17 protein-coding genes and 2 pseudogenes are annotated in these 15104 nt (G+C 62.3%); 11 read left to right on the top strand and 8 right to left on the bottom strand.

Annotated features, from left to right (window positions below; genetic code table 11):
• Positions 1 to 176: 176 nt before the first annotated feature.
• The 4 genes from NKL04_RS09105 (at position 177) to NKL04_RS09090 (ending at position 3622) form a co-directional block, all read left to right on the top strand.
• Positions 177 to 1580, top strand: a complete 1404-nt coding sequence (locus tag NKL04_RS09105; protein ID WP_023700741.1) for an L-serine ammonia-lyase — start codon at positions 177 to 179, stop codon at positions 1578 to 1580.
• A 78-nt stretch (positions 1581 to 1658) separates the two neighbouring features.
• The gene (locus tag NKL04_RS09100) at positions 1659 to 2096 is read left to right on the top strand and encodes a DUF1489 family protein (protein WP_023671006.1); all 438 of its coding nucleotides are present in this window, start codon (positions 1659 to 1661) and stop codon (positions 2094 to 2096) included.
• Between the two features lie 102 nt (positions 2097 to 2198).
• Positions 2199 to 2924, top strand: a complete 726-nt coding sequence (locus NKL04_RS09095; RefSeq protein WP_023700740.1) for a hypothetical protein — start codon at positions 2199 to 2201, stop codon at positions 2922 to 2924.
• On the top strand, positions 2924 to 3622 hold the full coding sequence (locus tag NKL04_RS09090) for a DnaJ domain-containing protein (RefSeq protein ID WP_023700739.1): 699 nt from the start codon (positions 2924 to 2926) through the stop codon (positions 3620 to 3622). Before NKL04_RS09095 ends, NKL04_RS09090 begins: the two co-directional genes overlap by 1 nt.
• A 46-nt stretch (positions 3623 to 3668) precedes the next feature.
• On the opposite strand, the pseudogene NKL04_RS09085 reads toward NKL04_RS09090, so the two are convergent.
• A pseudogene (locus NKL04_RS09085) lies at positions 3669 to 5062 on the bottom strand (SPOR domain-containing protein).
• A gap of 68 nt (positions 5063 to 5130) precedes the next feature.
• Here NKL04_RS09085 and NKL04_RS09080 point away from each other — a divergent pair.
• The 4 genes from NKL04_RS09080 (at position 5131) to clpA (ending at position 8832) form a co-directional block, all read left to right on the top strand.
• Positions 5131 to 5406, top strand: a complete 276-nt coding sequence (locus NKL04_RS09080) for a hypothetical protein (RefSeq protein ID WP_156951444.1) — start codon at positions 5131 to 5133, stop codon at positions 5404 to 5406.
• Positions 5403 to 5732: a phasin family protein gene (locus NKL04_RS09075; protein ID WP_023671011.1), complete on the top strand. Its 330-nt coding sequence runs from the start codon at positions 5403 to 5405 to the stop codon at positions 5730 to 5732. Before NKL04_RS09080 ends, NKL04_RS09075 begins: the two co-directional genes overlap by 4 nt.
• A gap of 277 nt (positions 5733 to 6009) precedes the next feature.
• Positions 6010 to 6336, top strand: a complete 327-nt coding sequence (clpS, locus tag NKL04_RS09070) for an ATP-dependent Clp protease adapter ClpS (RefSeq protein ID WP_023671012.1) — start codon at positions 6010 to 6012, stop codon at positions 6334 to 6336.
• 6 nt (positions 6337 to 6342) lie between these two features.
• Positions 6343 to 8832 carry an ATP-dependent Clp protease ATP-binding subunit ClpA gene (clpA, locus tag NKL04_RS09065; protein WP_023700736.1) on the top strand — a complete coding sequence of 830 codons (2490 nt, stop codon included), beginning with the start codon at positions 6343 to 6345 and terminating at the stop codon, positions 8830 to 8832.
• Between the two features lie 174 nt (positions 8833 to 9006).
• On the opposite strand, the gene NKL04_RS32075 is transcribed toward clpA, so the two are convergent.
• The 7 genes and pseudogenes from NKL04_RS32075 to NKL04_RS09035 all read right to left on the bottom strand — a co-directional run bounded on the left by NKL04_RS32075 (position 9007) and on the right by NKL04_RS09035 (position 13137).
• Entirely contained in the window at positions 9007 to 9144 is a 138-nt protein-coding gene (locus NKL04_RS32075) for a hypothetical protein (RefSeq protein ID WP_198029297.1), read from the bottom strand.
• Positions 9145 to 9237: 93 nt separating this feature from the next.
• The gene (locus NKL04_RS32070) at positions 9238 to 9573 is read right to left on the bottom strand and encodes a phosphatase PAP2 family protein (RefSeq protein WP_198029296.1); all 336 of its coding nucleotides are present in this window, start codon (positions 9571 to 9573) and stop codon (positions 9238 to 9240) included.
• Between the two features lie 92 nt (positions 9574 to 9665).
• Positions 9666 to 10040: a hypothetical protein gene (locus NKL04_RS09055; RefSeq protein ID WP_023700735.1), complete on the bottom strand. Its 375-nt coding sequence runs from the start codon at positions 10038 to 10040 to the stop codon at positions 9666 to 9668.
• A gap of 95 nt (positions 10041 to 10135) precedes the next feature.
• Positions 10136 to 10563, bottom strand: a pseudogene (locus NKL04_RS09050) (HIT family protein).
• 96 nt (positions 10564 to 10659) lie between these two features.
• Positions 10660 to 11874, bottom strand: coding sequence for a GNAT family N-acetyltransferase (locus tag NKL04_RS09045; protein ID WP_023693439.1), 1215 nt, complete (start codon positions 11872 to 11874; stop codon positions 10660 to 10662).
• Positions 11875 to 11929: 55 nt separating this feature from the next.
• A complete protein-coding gene (locus NKL04_RS09040; protein ID WP_023700734.1) occupies positions 11930 to 12658 on the bottom strand; it encodes a glycerophosphodiester phosphodiesterase in 729 nt (242 codons plus the stop codon).
• 14 nt (positions 12659 to 12672) lie between these two features.
• Positions 12673 to 13137, bottom strand: a complete 465-nt coding sequence (locus NKL04_RS09035) for a RidA family protein (protein WP_023700733.1) — start codon at positions 13135 to 13137, stop codon at positions 12673 to 12675.
• A 138-nt stretch (positions 13138 to 13275) separates the two neighbouring features.
• Between NKL04_RS09035 and NKL04_RS09030 the strand changes: the two genes are divergently transcribed.
• Genes NKL04_RS09030 through NKL04_RS09020 form a run of 3 tightly spaced genes read left to right on the top strand, consistent with a single transcriptional unit; the run spans position 13276 to position 15036 of the window.
• The gene (locus NKL04_RS09030; protein WP_023700732.1) at positions 13276 to 14106 is read left to right on the top strand and encodes a cell envelope integrity EipB family protein; all 831 of its coding nucleotides are present in this window, start codon (positions 13276 to 13278) and stop codon (positions 14104 to 14106) included.
• Positions 14107 to 14149: 43 nt separating this feature from the next.
• The gene (locus NKL04_RS09025) at positions 14150 to 14428 is read left to right on the top strand and encodes a DUF4031 domain-containing protein (protein WP_023671020.1); all 279 of its coding nucleotides are present in this window, start codon (positions 14150 to 14152) and stop codon (positions 14426 to 14428) included.
• On the top strand, positions 14425 to 15036 hold the full coding sequence (locus NKL04_RS09020; RefSeq protein ID WP_023700731.1) for a LysE family translocator: 612 nt from the start codon (positions 14425 to 14427) through the stop codon (positions 15034 to 15036). Before NKL04_RS09025 ends, NKL04_RS09020 begins: the two co-directional genes overlap by 4 nt.
• The last annotated feature ends 68 nt before the right edge of the window (positions 15037 to 15104 follow it).

Genomic DNA, 15104 nt, shown 5'->3' with positions numbered 1-15104 from the left:
CAAGAACTTAAAGCGCGTCGCATGAATCCGTTTCAGCGCGACGCGCTTTCAGCCGGGGATGTCGCTGCCGGAGCAAACAAGGTCGGCAGGTGCAGCGCCGCAATCCGCAAAACAGCACAAACATCATGGAAAGTCCTATATGTAGGTCTTGATCCCATTCCCGGAGACGGCGCAGCGTGTTTCTTTCGGTTTTCGACTTGTTCAAGATCGGCATCGGACCGTCGAGTTCGCACACGATGGGACCGATGACGGCGGCGCGGCGGTTTCTCGACGAGATCGCCGGAGATGACTGGCCGCGCCCGGCCGGAGTCAAGGTCGATCGCATTGGCGCCAGCCTGCACGGCTCGCTCGCCTATACCGGTATCGGCCACGGCTCGGATCGCGCCGTTGTCCTCGGCCTTGCCGGCCTGACACCGCAGACGGTCGATCCCGATCAGGCCGAGGGAATCGCCACGCGCATCGCCGCCGAGAAGCGGATATCGCCACACGGCCATCCCTCCTATCGCTTCGACCCGGCGACGGATCTGGTGCTCGACCGCAAGACGCCGCTCACCGGCCACGCCAACGGCATGGCCTTCTACGCTTACGATGCCGGCGACCGGCTGCTGCTCAAGCGCATCTATTATTCCATCGGCGGCGGCTTCGTGGTGTCCGAGGAAGAGCTGCAGCGGATGAAGGTCAAGGGCTCGGTGACCACAGAAGGCAAGAAGGTGCCCTATCCCTTCAAGAACGCCGTCGAGATGCTGAAGATGGCAGGCAAAAGCGGCCTGTCTATCGCCGACATGAAGCGCATCAATGAAGAGACGCATATGTCGCGCGAGGAGCTCGACAGCGGCCTTGATGCGATCTGGGGCGCCATGAAGGGCTGCATCGACCGCGGCCTGTCGCAGGACGGCATCATGCCGGGCGGGCTGAAAGTGCGCCGTCGTGCCCGCATGCTGCACGACAAGCTGCAGGAGCAATGGCAGCAGAACAAGCCCAACCCTTTGCTGGCCAATGACTGGCTGTCGATCTACGCCATGGCGGTGAACGAAGAGAACGCCGCCGGTGGACGCGTCGTCACCGCGCCCACCAATGGTGCGGCCGGCACATTGCCGGCGGTGCTGCGTTACTGGCTGCATTTCCACCCCGAGGCCGACCAGCCGAGCATCCGCGACTTCCTGCTCACGGCCGCCGCCGTCGGCGGCATCATCAAGACCAATGCCTCGATCTCCGGCGCCGAGGTCGGCTGCCAGGGCGAGGTCGGTTCGGCCTCGGCGATGGCTGCCGCGGGTCTCTGCGCCGTCATGGGCGGCACGCCCGAGCAGGTCGAGAACGCCGCCGAAATCGCGCTCGAACATCATCTCGGCATGACTTGCGATCCAGTCGGCGGTCTGGTCCAGGTGCCTTGCATCGAGCGCAACGCGCTCGGCGCCGTCAAGGCGGTCACCGCCGCCTCTCTGGCGATCAAAGGCGACGGCGTCCATTTCGTGCCGCTCGACGCCGCGATCGAAACAATGCGCCAGACGGGCCTCGACATGAACGAGAAGTACAAGGAAACCAGCCTTGGTGGGCTCGCCGTCAATGTCGTGGAATGCTGACCGTGCAACGCCACTGGCACTGTGGAGAAGTCGGGCAGGGCCGTTGACGCAATCGCGCGCCGGACTAAACCTTAAGCGATGGCACTCAATCTCCTAAAACTGTGCGTCGGTTGCGACAGCGTCGAGGACCTCGAAGAATGGATCGCCTTCCGCCTCGATGAGCGCCGCCGCGCCGGCGAACCCGCCGAGCACTGGCACACCACCCGCATGGTGCCGACGCGCGGCGCCGAGGTCACCGATGGCGGTTCGCTTTATTGGGTGATCAAGGGCAGCGTGCAATGCCGCCAGTTGATCACTGATATCAGGCCCTTTACCGACGACGAAGGCATCGGCCGTTGCCGCCTGATGCTCGACCTCGACGTCGTCCGCACCGACTGGCAGCCGCGCCGCGCCTTCCAGGGCTGGCGTTATCTCAAACCGTCGGATGCGCCCGCCGATATCGGCAAGGGCAAGGCCGGAATGGTCGAGATGCCGCCGAAACTGAAGCGCGAGCTCGCCGATCTGGGCTTGTTGTAAGGCCACGGCGCGGCCGCTTCTCCCAGAGCGTCGAGCGCTGGCCCTTCATCTTGTCCAAGGCTGGACTTGCAAGGGGGCCGACAACGCCACATCTTGCTTCTTATGAGCGACAAGAAGCAGCGCGTGCCCGCAAGGGCCGATCCTGCGCCGGTCAAGCCTCAATCCAATGCCGGCGAGATCGACGCCTTTATCCGTCAGGCCCGGACGCTTGTCGCGACCGGCACGGGCCGGCTGATCCTTGCCCTCGACGCAACGATGAGCCGCCAGCCGACCTGGGATCTCGCCATCAAGCTGCAGGGCGAAATGTTCGACGCCGTCGGCAAGGCCGGCACCCTCAGCGTCCAACTGGCCTATTTTCGCGGGTTGGGCGAGTGCCGCTCGTCGGCTTTTGTCGCCGACACCAATGCCCTGAAGCAGCTGATGACGCGGATCGACTGCCGTGCCGGCCACACCCAGATCGGCAAGGTGCTGGCGCATGCGCTGAAGGAAACGGCGGCTGCCAAGGTCAATGCTCTGGTCTATATCGGCGACGCCATGGAAGAGGATATCGACGACCTGGCGCAGAAGGCCGGCAGCCTCGGTCTGCACGGCGTTCCCGTCTTCGTCTTCCAGGAAGGCCATGATCCCGGCGCAGAAAAGGCGTTCAAGGAGATTGCGCGGCTGTCCAAAGGGGCTTGGTTCCGATTTGATCGGCGGGCTGCCGCGACCTTGGCCGGGCTGCTTTCGGCGGTTGCCGTCTATGCGACGGGCGGATTGAAGGCGCTCGAGGCAAGGGACAGGCCGGGATATCGGCTGCTGATCGAGCATCTCAGGGGCGGCGGGAATTGATGGGCGCTATCATTGCACTTGTTGCACTGTTTCTGGTGCTGCTCGGCGCGGCGACGATCTTTGTCCGTGCCGATGCGCAAAAACTGGCAAGCGGCATGCGCACGCTCGGGCCGGTGCTTCTGGCGCTGGTCGGGCTCGCCGTGCTGGTGGTCGGGCGCGAAGGCATTGCCGGCCTCATTCTGGCCGCGGCCCTTGCCTGGTACGGTTCGATGCGAATGAAGCGGCCGTCGGTCGGGCCGGCGCCCGGCAAGCGCTCGACGGTGCGGACCGCCGCACTGGAAATGGAGCTTGATCACGATACGGGCGGGCTTGAAGGCCTGGTTCTGGCCGGCCGCCATGAAGGCAAGATGCTGGGCGCGATGGGCCTGGCCGAGCTGCAGCAGCTTTACCGCGAACTCCCCGGCGACCCGGAGAGCCGCCAGCTCCTAGAGACGTATCTTGACGGCCGTTTTCCCGTCTGGCGCAAAGACGCTGAGGCGAACGGTGGCGAAGGGCTGGGTGTTGCGCCAGGTGCGGGCGCCATGACTAAGGAGGAGGCCTACAAGATCCTTGGTCTTGAAGCGGGGGCCGCCGCGGCGGATGTCCGCAAGGCGCACCGCCGCCTGATGCAGCGCCTGCACCCCGACATCGGCGGCACGTCTTTCCTGGCGGCGCGGATCAACGAAGCCAAGGACGTCTTGCTCTCCAATCACAACTAGTCTCCTTCGACGCAGTAAATTTCCGGGAGATGGTTCCGACGCCGCCCTACTGTTGGACGGCGTAGCAGGCGATTTTCTTTTTCTTCAGGGCATTGCAGGCATTCCAGGCCGCGTCCTTCGAGCGGAAGCCGCCGAACCGGGCGCGGTAATAGGTCTCGCCATCCTTTTCGAAGGCGACGGTGAAACCGGAAGCAGCCCCAAGAACTTTGGGCGCCAGCTTGGCGGTCTTGTCGAGGAAAGCCTTGGCTTCGGACTGCTTGGGCGACGACGCCACCTGCACCGCCCAACCAGCCGGCACCGAGGCCGTGTTGACCGGGTCGACCGCCTGTGGGATACAGGCGTGGGTTCGGCATAGGCAGCCACAATCTGCGCAGTTTCGACCTTCGGCGCCGTCACGATGACGGTCTTGACCTTCCTGGTCTTGACGACGGGGGCGGGCTCTTCGACCGCGGCCACCGTCTGTTCGTCGGCAGACTGGCCTTCAGCAGACTGCTCGTCAGCGGATGTCGGATCGTCATTGGACGCTACGGCATCGTCTTCAACGATCGGCTTGCCATCCGGCGTCGGCGCGTCATGCTTGGGCAGGAAGACCTTGGCCAGCCCTTTGACCGGATTGTCGCCGCCGGCCTTGGCGACCAGGGCGCCGCCGCCGCGGGTCGATGCGCGCGGCATGTAGGCGTTGATCAGGCCGGCCATCTGGTTGTCGCGGCTGCGCCCCGAAGTGCCGCCCATGACGACGGCGACGAGGCGGCGGTTGCCATCCGAAACCGACGAGACGAGGTTGAAGCCGGAGGCGCGGGTATAGCCGGTCTTGATGCCGTCGACGCCCTTGATGCGGCCGAGCAGACGGTTGTGGCCATTGATGCGCTGGCGGCCGTAAAGGAAGGAGCGCTGCGAGAAATAGCCGTAATACTGCGGATAATGTTCCCTGAGCGCTATGCCGAGCATCGCCATGTCGTGGGCGGTTGTGAACTGGCCGGGATCGGGCAGGCCGTTGGCATTGCGAAACACGGTGCCGTCCATGCCGAGCGCGCGCGCCTTGGCGGTCATCATGCGGGCGAAATTGCTTTCGCTGCCGCCGAGCAGTTCGCCGAGCGCGGTCGCCGAATCATTGGCCGACTTGGTCACCATCGACAGGATGGCGGTCTCGACCGAAACCGCTCCGCCCGCCTTGACGCCGAGCTTGGTCGGCGGTTCGGCCGCCGCTTTGGCCGAGAACGGCACGGGCGTGTTCCTGCTGATCCGGCCCTTCGCCATGGCCTCGAAGGTCAGATAGAGCGTCATCATCTTGGTCAGCGACGCCGGGTAGCGCCGGCCGTTGGCATCGGAGGAATAAAGCACCTTGCCGGTCTTGGCGTCGACGACGATCGCCGAAGACCTGGCGGCCATCGAGGACGCGGCATCCGCAACGACAAATGACATCGCCAAAGCGAGGATCATGATCGTTTTGAGGGAAGATGCGGATTTTGAACCGAAGACCGACAACGCCTGACGCACTGATAGTTCCTTTGAAACTCATTGCCATGGAGGCGGCAAAGGGATCCGACCTCACTTGTCGTCAAACTATCGCGGCCAGCGTTACCAATCCGTTTATGGTAACCGGCGCGTTCACCATTTTCCTCGGGCTTGAGCCTTTCTTTATTCGAATTTTAGCTGTTGCCGGCGCAGCGCGGCCTGATGCCGCTGAAATCTTGACTTTTGTGCAGCGCACAATATATTCTCGTGCATTGCACAACGGCGCTCAGGCAAGGGCGCTTCAAAACGCCAAGGGAAACGTCAAATGACCCAGACCTACGAGGACTTCTCGAAATACGGCAAGGAGTTTGCCGATACCGGATTGAAGAGCTTCACCTCGCTCTCCAAGGGCGCGCAGGCGATCGCCACTGAAGCTGGCGAATACACCAAGAAGAGCTTCGAAGCCGGCAGCGCCGCGGTCGAAAAGCTGTTCTCCGCCAAGTCGCTGGAAAAGGCGGTAGAGATCCAGTCCGACTTCGCCAAGCAGAGCTATGAGAGCTTCGTTGCCGAGGCGACCAAGTTCGGCGATCTCTATGCCGATCTCGCCAAGGAGGCTTACAAGCCCTTCGAATCGATTGTCGCCAAGGCGAAGTAATTTCGCTCGAGAATACCAGGCACGGCCTTTCGGGCTTGCAAAACAGACCCGGTCGCGGATGCGCGGCCGGGTTTTTTCATGCCGGTTTCAATTCCGGGGCTTTGGCGGTTCACGATTTTGAAAATCGCCTCGGTTTGCCCACCTAGCCATATTGTCAGCTAACAAGAAGGGCTTAAAATCGTCCATCGAACACCTACATATCGAACTCGCCATGGGGATTCGAAAGAGGCAGGATTACGTGACTTCAGGTTTGACTGCCACGACAAGCGTGGTGCGGATGCAAAGTGACGGCGACGGCAATGAGGCCGGTCGCGGCACAGCCGTCATTACGCGCACCAAGACCAAGACGAAGAAGCCCAGCCTTTACAGGGTCCTCATCCTGAACGACGACTATACGCCCATGGAGTTCGTGGTTCACGTCCTGGAGCGTTTTTTTCAAAAGGACCGCGAAGCCGCCACACGCATCATGCTTCATGTTCACAATCATGGGGTGGGCGAGTGCGGGGTCTATACATTCGAGGTGGCCGAGACCAAAGTGTCTCAGGTCATGGATTTCGCCCGACAGAATCAGCATCCGCTGCAATGCGTGATGGAGAAGAAGTGAGGTAACATGCCGGCTTTCTCCCAAGGCCTGGAAAAGGCGCTTCACCAGGCGCTGACGCTCGCCAATGAGCGGCACCATGAATATGCAACCCTAGAACATCTGCTGCTCGCCCTCATCGACGACACCGAGGCGGCCGCCGTTATGCGCGCCTGCAACGTCGATCTCGACGAGCTGAAGCACACCGTTCTGACCTATATCGACACCGAACTCGACAATCTGGTCACCGGTTACGATGAGGATTCCAAGCCGACCGCCGGCTTCCAGCGCGTCATCCAGCGCGCCGTGATCCATGTGCAGTCATCCGGCCGCGAGGAAGTGTCCGGCGCCAACGTGCTCGTCGCCATCTTTGCCGAGCGCGAGAGCCATGCCGCTTATTTCCTGCAGGAACAGCAGATGACCCGCTACGACGCGGTCAACTACATCTCGCACGGCATCGCCAAGCGCCCCGGCGCATCGGAGACGCGCTCGCCGCGCGGCGCCGATGACGAGCAGGGCGGCCAGAACGGCGCCGAGCCGCAGGAGGAAGGCGGCAAGAAGAAGCAGCAGCAGGATGCGCTGACGGCTTATTGCGTCAACCTCAACAACAAGGCCAAGGCCGGCAAGATCGATCCGCTGATCGGCCGCGAGAGCGAAATCAACCGCACCATCCAGGTGCTGTGCCGCCGCTCCAAGAACAACCCGCTCTATGTCGGCGATCCCGGCGTCGGGAAGACGGCGATTGCCGAAGGTCTGGCCAAGCGCATCGTCGAAGGCGACGTGCCCGAAGTGCTGCAGGACGCCACCATCTTCGCGCTCGACATGGGCACGCTTCTGGCCGGCACCCGCTACCGTGGCGATTTCGAAGAGCGGCTGAAGCAGGTCGTCAAGGAGCTCGAGGATTATCCGGGCGCCGTGCTGTTCATCGACGAGATCCACACCGTGATCGGGGCCGGCGCCACCTCAGGCGGCGCCATGGATGCGTCGAACCTGTTGAAGCCGGCGCTGTCTTCGGGTGCCATCCGCTGCATCGGCTCGACCACTTACAAGGAGTTCCGCCAGTTCTTCGAGAAGGACCGCGCTCTGGTGCGGCGCTTCCAGAAGATCGACGTCAACGAGCCGACCATCGAGGACGCCATCGAGATCATGAAGGGCCTCAAGCCCTATTATGAGGAATTCCACAAGGTGAAGTTCACCAACGAGGCGATCAAGGCTTCGGTGGAACTGTCGGCCCGCTACATCAACGACCGCAAGCTGCCGGACAAGGCGATCGACGTGATCGACGAGACCGGCGCCTCGCAGATGCTGGTGCCGGAAGCCAAGCGCAAGAAGACGATCGGCATCAAGGAGATCGAAGCCACGATCGCCACGATGGCCCGCATCCCGCCGAAGACGGTTTCGGCCGACGACGAGAAGGTGCTGCAAGGCCTCGACATCGAGCTGAAGCGCGTCGTCTATGGCCAGGACACCGCCATCACCGCGCTGACCTCGGCGATCAAGCTGGCGCGTGCCGGCCTGCGCGAACCGGAAAAGCCGATCGGCTCTTACCTGTTCTCAGGCCCGACCGGCGTCGGCAAGACCGAAGTCGCCAAGCAGTTGGCTGCCTCGCTCGGCGTCGAGCTGATCCGCTTCGACATGTCGGAATATATGGAACGCCACACCGTTTCGCGGCTGATCGGCGCGCCTCCCGGCTATGTCGGCTTCGACCAGGGCGGTCTGCTCACCGACGGCGTCGACCAGCATCCGCACTGCGTACTCTTGCTAGATGAGGTCGAGAAGGCGCATCCGGACCTGTTCAACATCCTGTTGCAGGTCATGGACCACGGCAAGCTGACTGACCACAACGGCAAGCAGATCGACTTCCGCAACGTCATCCTGATCATGACCACCAATGCGGGCGCATCCGATGCGCAGCGCGCGGCGATCGGTTTCGGATCGACCAAGCGCGAAGGCGACGATGTCGAGGCCATCAACCGGTTGTTCACGCCGGAGTTCCGCAACCGTCTCGATGCGATCATCCCGTTCGGTTCGCTGCCGGTGCCGGTCATCCATCAGGTGGTGCAGAAGTTCGTTATGCAGCTCGAGGCCCAGCTCTCCGAGCGGGGCGTCACCTTCGACCTGTCGCCGGACGCGATCGCCTGGCTGGCCGACAAGGGCTATGATGAGCGCATGGGTGCGCGGCCGCTCGGCCGGGTCATCCAGGAGCACATCAAGAAGCCGTTGGCCGACGAGGTGCTGTTCGGCAAGCTCAAGAAGGGCGGCACGGTGCGCGTCACCGTCGAGAAGAAGGAAACCGGCGAAACCGGCCTGAAGCTCGAATCACTGGCCGACGAAGCCCCGGTGCAGCCGAAGCAGGAGCCGGAAGAGGCGCCGAAAGCCCGCAAGGCGGTGGCCAAGAAGCCGGTCGCCAAGAAGGCGGTGGCGCAGAAGCCTCAGCCCAAGGGCAAGGACGAGCCTGAGCCCAAGGGCAAGGATGGCGGCAAGCGCAGCCTGGTGCCGCAACTGCCGCGCAAGAGCTAAAAAGTTCGCCTATGAAAAAAGGGCCCGGTGACGGGCCCTTTTTTCATTGGCTGGCCGGTTTGCCGACACAGCGCCCCTGCTTTTCAGGTCAGATGTCGTTAGGTCAGGCGGCGACGCCCTCGGGTGCAAACTTGCCCAGGAAGTACCCGCACGCCTTCCAGATGGCGATCGAAATCAGAACGCTCGCATAGCCACGGCATAATGCCAGCCAAGGACGACCGAGCCGACCATGATGATTGCGGCGAATGCCCACATCAAAAGGCCGGCCAACCGTGAGCGGCGTGTTGCATAAAGCGCGAAAAGCACCGCCATCGCCACATGCATGGACGGGAAGGCGGATATGCCGAGCGTCGCCCCGATATAGCCGCTCCAGACAATGTCCTGCGTGCTGAGCGCCCAGATCGGTTAGATGCGATCGGCGGCGGCGAGTGCTTGCATCAGGGAATGATAGTCGCTGCCCAGCCCCAGTCGCTCGTAAAAGCACGGCCCTGCCGAAGACAGGCCCATCGCCAGGAAAAAACCCGCCAGTATCCACACGAGCATGAAGCTCATCAGGAACTGGTGACGCAGCTTCGTGTCCCTGCGCGTGATGCAAGCGATGAAGACCGAGGCGATAAGGACGACGAACCAGGAATTGTAAGCCAGGTTGAACGATCTTACGGCGAGCGGCGACTGGACGATAAGCCATAGCCATTCATGGGGCGCTCGGCCGAAATGCAGCACCCGGTCGGCCTGAGCCAATGCGTGATCCCATGCGAATGGCGAAAGGATCGCGACCGCCCCTTTCAACACGCCGAAAGCGGATATGAGCGCAATGCTCGCCGCCAGACCATTCAGGCTGTTGGCGTTGCGCTCGGCGTCGCCGAAGACGCCGCCGATCGATCGCAGAAAAGTGCCGAGCGGTTCAGGATCCCGCTTGATGAGCGCAAGGTGAAAAAGCTGCCGAGTGCGAAGGCGCAGCCACCGATCCAGAAAGCGAAAAGAAGGTATTGGGCATAGTCTTCCAGCACGCCGAAATCCGGCATGTTTCCGGTGCGCAGGCCGACCGCGGCTGCCAAAAGCAGGGCAGCGATGGCCATCGCGTGCAGCAGGCGGTGTCGCCGGTACGCGTCCGCCAAGGTGCGCAGAAAGGCCCGCCCGGCAGCTGCTTCTACCAACGGCTCTGATGTCGCAACCGAATGTTCCGCGATTTGAAAACTCAAACGCATCCCGGTACGGCGCGCGTTATCACGGGTGGTTTGATATTTTCCTAACCGACGCAGTGGATTGTGGCTGAGCGCATCGCCGTGAGGCGCGCGCCACCTCAACCGTTCAGCGCTGCCCGGATCCTGGCCGCGTTCTCCGTCAGCACTTCGGGCTTCTCCATCTGCCCCGTATGCGGCTTGAGGGCGATGCCTTCGAACCGCGGGATGACATGGACATGAAGGTGATAGACGGTCTGGCCAGACGCCGGTTCGTTGAACTGCAGGATGGTGACCCCGTCAGCGCCGAAAGCCTTTTGACCGCCAGCGCCACCTTCTGGACCGTGGTGAACAGCCGGCCGAGCGTCGCCGGATCGGCGTCGAGCAGATTGCGCGACGGTGCTTTGGGCACCACCAGCGTGTGACCGGGGCCTTGCGGCATCACATCCATGAAGGCGACCACGGCATCATCCTCGTAGACGCGGTGCGACGGGATTTCGCCGCGCAGGATCTTCGCGAAGATATTGCTGGGGTCGTAGGCCTCGGTCATGGCGGCGCTCCGGGAGTATGCTCCCGGTGTAGCGAAGCTGTCCCGGACCGGCAAGATGGTCCGGCGATATCGACAGGCGAGGGCAGGGGCGGATCGCTATTCCTCAAGATCCTTGCGGAACGGCGTATGCTCTTCCAGGATTTCGCCCATCCGCTCGACCTCGCGGCGTTCCCGCCGGAGATAGTCGGCCACAGCATTGCGCAGGCCGGGATGTGCGATGTAGTGCGCCGAATGCATGGTCACGGGACGATAGCCGCGCGCCAGCTTGTGCTCACCCTGCGCGCCGGCCTCGACCACCTTCAGCTTACGCTCGATGGCGAAGTCGATGGCCTGATGGTAGCAAACTTCGAAATGCAGGAACGGGTGGTCCTCGATGCAGCCCCAATTGCGGCCGTAGAGCGCATCGGAGCCGATGAAGTTGATGGCGCCGGCGACATAGCGGCCATTGCGCTTGGCCATTACCAACAGGATATCCTGGGACATGCGCTCGCCGATCAGCGAGAAGAACTTGCGGTTGAGATAGGGCCGGCCCCATTTGCGGCTGCCGGTGTCCATATAGAAGGCGAAGAAATCGTCCCAGGCCCTTTCGGTCAGGTCCTTGCCGGTCAGCCGGTCGATCGAGATATCGTTGGCGAGCGCCTCGCGCCGCTCCTTCTTCATCGCCTTGCGCTTGCGCGATGCCAGCGTAGCGAGGAAATCGTCATAGGTCGAAAAGCCTTCGTTGAAGAAGTGGAACTGCTGGTCGGTGCGGTGCAGGAAGCCGGCTGCTTCCAGCGTTGCAACGTCGCTTTCACTGGCGAAGGTGACATGCGCGGACGACACGCCGAGCTTTTCCGTCACCGCCTTCAGGCCCGCTGCGAGACCGGCCTTCACAATGGCGCTGTCCTCGCCTTTGCTGACCAGCAGGCGAGGGCCGGTGACCGGAGAGAACGGCACGGCGCATTGCAGTTTCGGATAGTAGTTGCCGCCGGCGCGTTCGAACGCATCCGACCAGCCGTGGTCGAAGACATATTCGCCCTGGCTGTGCGATTTGAGATAGCAGGGCACGGCGCCCAGCAATCTGCCTTGGGCATTTTCCAGTCTGAGATGATGACCTTGCCAGCCGGTACGCCGCACGGCGCAGCCGGAATCTTCAAGCGCGCTCAGAAAAGCATATGAAACGAGAGGGTTATAGCCATTTTCTGTGTCGCTGCGGGTTGTGCCGGTAAAGCCGTTCCACTCGTCGCAGGTGAAGGCATTGATGCCGGCGGCAACGCGGATGGAAAACTCCGCATTCGCCGTTTGCCCGTCACCTTCATCACCCTGATCCATGGGGCTTATTTAAGCTCTGTCGGGGCGGCTACAAGTCACGTTTCAGGCACTTCCATCAGGCGACATTGACCAGATCGGGTTCGAACCCTTCGAACGTCATCTGGTCGGCGTATTTGAAGGTGAGATCCACCGCCGGCTGGTCATGCACCGTCCAGGTGATGACAGGCATTTTAAGCCTTTCGCGCACGAAGCTGACGAACGGGTTCGGCAGATCGCCCGCGGCATAGGAGGTGAAGGCGAGGTCATGTGCCAGCATGGCAAAATGCGCCTCGATCAACTGGTTGTCCCTGCCATAGGCGGTCAGCCCACCCGGAATGCCAGGCGCATCCCTGGGGAAATCGCGGACCAGCCAGTGGTCGAACGACATGATCGCCGCCTTGCCCTTGTAGCGCTCCAGCATCTTGCCGACGCTTGCCACCAGGCCCTCGTCGTAACCGGGCACGCCCTTCAGTTCGACCACCAAAGGCACGCGGCCGTCGACCAGGTCGAGCACCTCCTGAAGTGAAGGCACATGGTCCTTGGTGCCGCCGATCCTGAGCGCCGCCAGTTCCGCTGCCGTGCGCTGCCAGACAAAGCCGTCCTGGCCGGTCAACCGCCTGAGATCGCCGTCATGAATGATGACGGGGACGCGGTCGGACGACAAATGCACGTCGCATTCGATCGCATAGCCGCGCTCGGCGGCAGCAGCGAAGGCCGACAGCGTGTTTTCCCAGCGCGTCTTGTTCATGTCGTGAAAGCCGCGATGCGCCACCGGGCGGGCGGTCAGCCAGGAAAGGTCGGTCATTGTCTTGGTCCTGCTCATGCGACCTCGAAGACGGCTTCGATTTCCACTGCGGCATTAAGCGGCAGACAGGCGGTGCCGACGGCGGAGCGGGCATGCTTGCCGCGCTCGCCAAGGGCCGCGACCAGGAAATCGGAGGCGCCATTGGCGACCAGATGCTGCTCGACGAAATCCGGCACTGATGCAACAAACACGGTGATCTTGACCAAACGCTGGATTTTTTCGAGATCGCCAAGTGCTGCTTTTGCTTGGGCCAAGACATTGATTGCGCAGTACTTTGCGCCTTCCTTGCCGGTTTCGGTATCGACGTCGCGGCCGAGCAGGCCGCTTGCCTGCAGCTTGCCGTCCTTGAGCGGCAACTGCCCGGCGGTGAACAAAAGATTGCCGGACCTGCAATAGGGCACATAGTTCGCGGCGGGCGCTGCGGCGGCAGGTATCGTCACGCCGAGATCGCTTAGCCGCTTTTCGATTGTTTCACTCATCGTATTTCCCTATTGCTTGGAGACGCCGCGCTGGCCGGGCCGAAATTGCTATTTTTGCCTCGCTTCCGCCACGACTTTTTTTAAGCTGGACCATCTTTACCTGCGGCCTGCCATCAGCTGCGACGATCGGAGCCCCTTATGCGCGCAACGCGCCTTGCCTTCCACGCCGTTCTCGTTCCGGTGCTGTCCTCGATGGCTCCAGCCTTTGCCGTGCCGGCGCTGCAGGCGCATCGCGCCGTCTACGATCTTACCCTCGACAAGGCGTCGGACCGCTCGGGCATCACCGGCATTTCCGGCCGCATGGTCTATGAGTTCAACGGCTCGCCTTGCGAAGGCTATACGGTAAAATTCCGTTTCGTCACCCAGATCGCCACCGGCGACAACACCAGGCTGACCGACCAGCAGACGACCACGTTCGAGGACGCCGAAGGCAAGACCTTCTCGTTCGTGACCAAATCCTTCGTCGACCAGAACCTAGACAAGGAGGTCAAAGGCACCGCCACGAAAGAGACCAAGGGCCTCAAGGTCGACATCGACAAGCCCGAGAAGAACAGCCTGGAACTCGCCGCCACTCAGTTCCCGACCCAGCATCTGGTCGAACTGATCGGCAAGGCCGAGAAGGGCGAGAATTTCTACGAAACCAGCCTGTTCGACGGTTCGGAGGATGCCAACAAGGTGATGACCACCACCGTCATCGTCGGCAAGAAGGCCGAGGGCGACAAGGCCGACCCCGAAGCGCCGGCGCTGGCCAAGCTTGCCGGCGACAAATACTGGCCGGTCGACATCGCCTATTTCGACGAGACCGACAAATCGGGCGAAGAGGTGCCGGAATACCGCATCAGCTTCAAGCTGCACGAGAACGGCATCACCCGCGACCTCACAATGGACTATGGCGAGTTCTCGATGACCGGAAAGCTGGTCAACCTGTCGCTGTTCGATCAGACCAAGCCTTGCCCGGTCTCGAAATAGCAACAATGCGGCGCTGGCACGGCAGGCTTGATGGCAATTCCCGATGGCGGTCTATGTCGATGCGGCGATCTGGAAATGGGCCGGCCATCGCTGGTGCCACCTGATGGCCGACGATACGGACGAACTGCATCGTTTCGCCGCCGAGCTTGGTGTCAAGCGTTCGTCCTACCAGGGGCCGCCCAGGACATCGGCGCCGCACTATGACATAACCGGCTTCGAGCGCGACCGGGCGGTGCGGCTCGGCGCCATCGAATGCAGCCGCGAGGAGATCGTTGCGATCTTCAGGCGCGTACGGGTACCCAACGGAAAGGGCCGATCGTGACGCTAACGGCATTCTTGGCTTATTGCCTTGCCATCACACTTGCCGCCGCCACGCCGGGACCGGCGATGTTCACGGTGATCACCAACGGCGTGGCACGCGGCTTCCTGCGTGCGTTCGTCGCCGGAATGGGCATTGCCGCCGGCGATGCCGTGCTGGTCACCCTGGCACTGCTCGGGCTGGTGGCGCTGGCACAGACCTTCGAATGGGTGTTTCTCCTGTTGAAATACGCCGGTGCGGCCTACCTGATTTTCCTCGGCATCAAGATGTGGCGGGCCGCGGCCGCGCAATCGGCTGCGCAAGGAATCCCCCAAACCGGATTGTCGCGGTCGTTCCTGCTTGGCGCCTCCGTGGCGCTCGGCAACCCGAAGGCGATCCTGTTCCACGCCTCGATCATGCCGCTGATCCTCAACCTCGACACCATGACGTTTGCCGACGGCCTGCTGGTGGTGGCAGTCGTCGTCGGCGCCAATATTCTCACCATGGGCATCTACGCCGCGCTGGCGGGCAGGGCATCCGGCTGGTTCAGGACGCCCGGACGCATGCGGCTGATTAACCGGTTCGCCGGCAGCGCCATGATCGGCACCGGAGCGCTGATTGCCGCACGCTGAGCGATGAAGCACCTCACCGCTTGCGTTTGCAGCGCTTCCCCTCTATATGCGCGCTCATTCCACACACG

This window comes from Mesorhizobium sp. C264A, from assembly GCF_040324515.1.
In the GTDB taxonomy this organism is placed as follows: domain Bacteria; phylum Pseudomonadota; class Alphaproteobacteria; order Rhizobiales; family Rhizobiaceae; genus Mesorhizobium.
Note: the sequence above shows the minus strand (reverse complement) of the source record. Positions and strands in the feature narration are given on the sequence as shown.

What these genes read in the sequence shown, in the direction of transcription:
- NKL04_RS09100 (WP_023671006.1), top strand. Translation starts at nt 1,659, where the DNA reads ATGGCACTCAATCTCCTAAAACTGTGCGTCGGTTGCGACAGCGTCGAG.
- NKL04_RS09095 (WP_023700740.1), top strand. Translation starts at nt 2,199, where the DNA reads ATGAGCGACAAGAAGCAGCGCGTGCCCGCAAGGGCCGATCCTGCGCCG.
- NKL04_RS09090 (WP_023700739.1), top strand. Translation starts at nt 2,924, where the DNA reads ATGGGCGCTATCATTGCACTTGTTGCACTGTTTCTGGTGCTGCTCGGC.
- NKL04_RS09075 (WP_023671011.1), top strand. Translation starts at nt 5,403, where the DNA reads ATGACCCAGACCTACGAGGACTTCTCGAAATACGGCAAGGAGTTTGCC.
- clpS (WP_023671012.1), top strand. Translation starts at nt 6,010, where the DNA reads ATGCAAAGTGACGGCGACGGCAATGAGGCCGGTCGCGGCACAGCCGTC.
- clpA (WP_023700736.1), top strand. Translation starts at nt 6,343, where the DNA reads ATGCCGGCTTTCTCCCAAGGCCTGGAAAAGGCGCTTCACCAGGCGCTG.
- NKL04_RS32075 (WP_198029297.1), bottom strand. Translation starts at nt 9,144, where the DNA reads ATGGCGGTGCTTTTCGCGCTTTATGCAACACGCCGCTCACGGTTGGCC.
- NKL04_RS09055 (WP_023700735.1), bottom strand. Translation starts at nt 10,040, where the DNA reads ATGCGTTTGAGTTTTCAAATCGCGGAACATTCGGTTGCGACATCAGAG.
- NKL04_RS09045 (WP_023693439.1), bottom strand. Translation starts at nt 11,874, where the DNA reads ATGGATCAGGGTGATGAAGGTGACGGGCAAACGGCGAATGCGGAGTTT.
- NKL04_RS09040 (WP_023700734.1), bottom strand. Translation starts at nt 12,658, where the DNA reads ATGACCGACCTTTCCTGGCTGACCGCCCGCCCGGTGGCGCATCGCGGC.
- NKL04_RS09035 (WP_023700733.1), bottom strand. Translation starts at nt 13,137, where the DNA reads ATGAGTGAAACAATCGAAAAGCGGCTAAGCGATCTCGGCGTGACGATA.
- NKL04_RS09030 (WP_023700732.1), top strand. Translation starts at nt 13,276, where the DNA reads ATGCGCGCAACGCGCCTTGCCTTCCACGCCGTTCTCGTTCCGGTGCTG.
- NKL04_RS09025 (WP_023671020.1), top strand. Translation starts at nt 14,150, where the DNA reads ATGGCGGTCTATGTCGATGCGGCGATCTGGAAATGGGCCGGCCATCGC.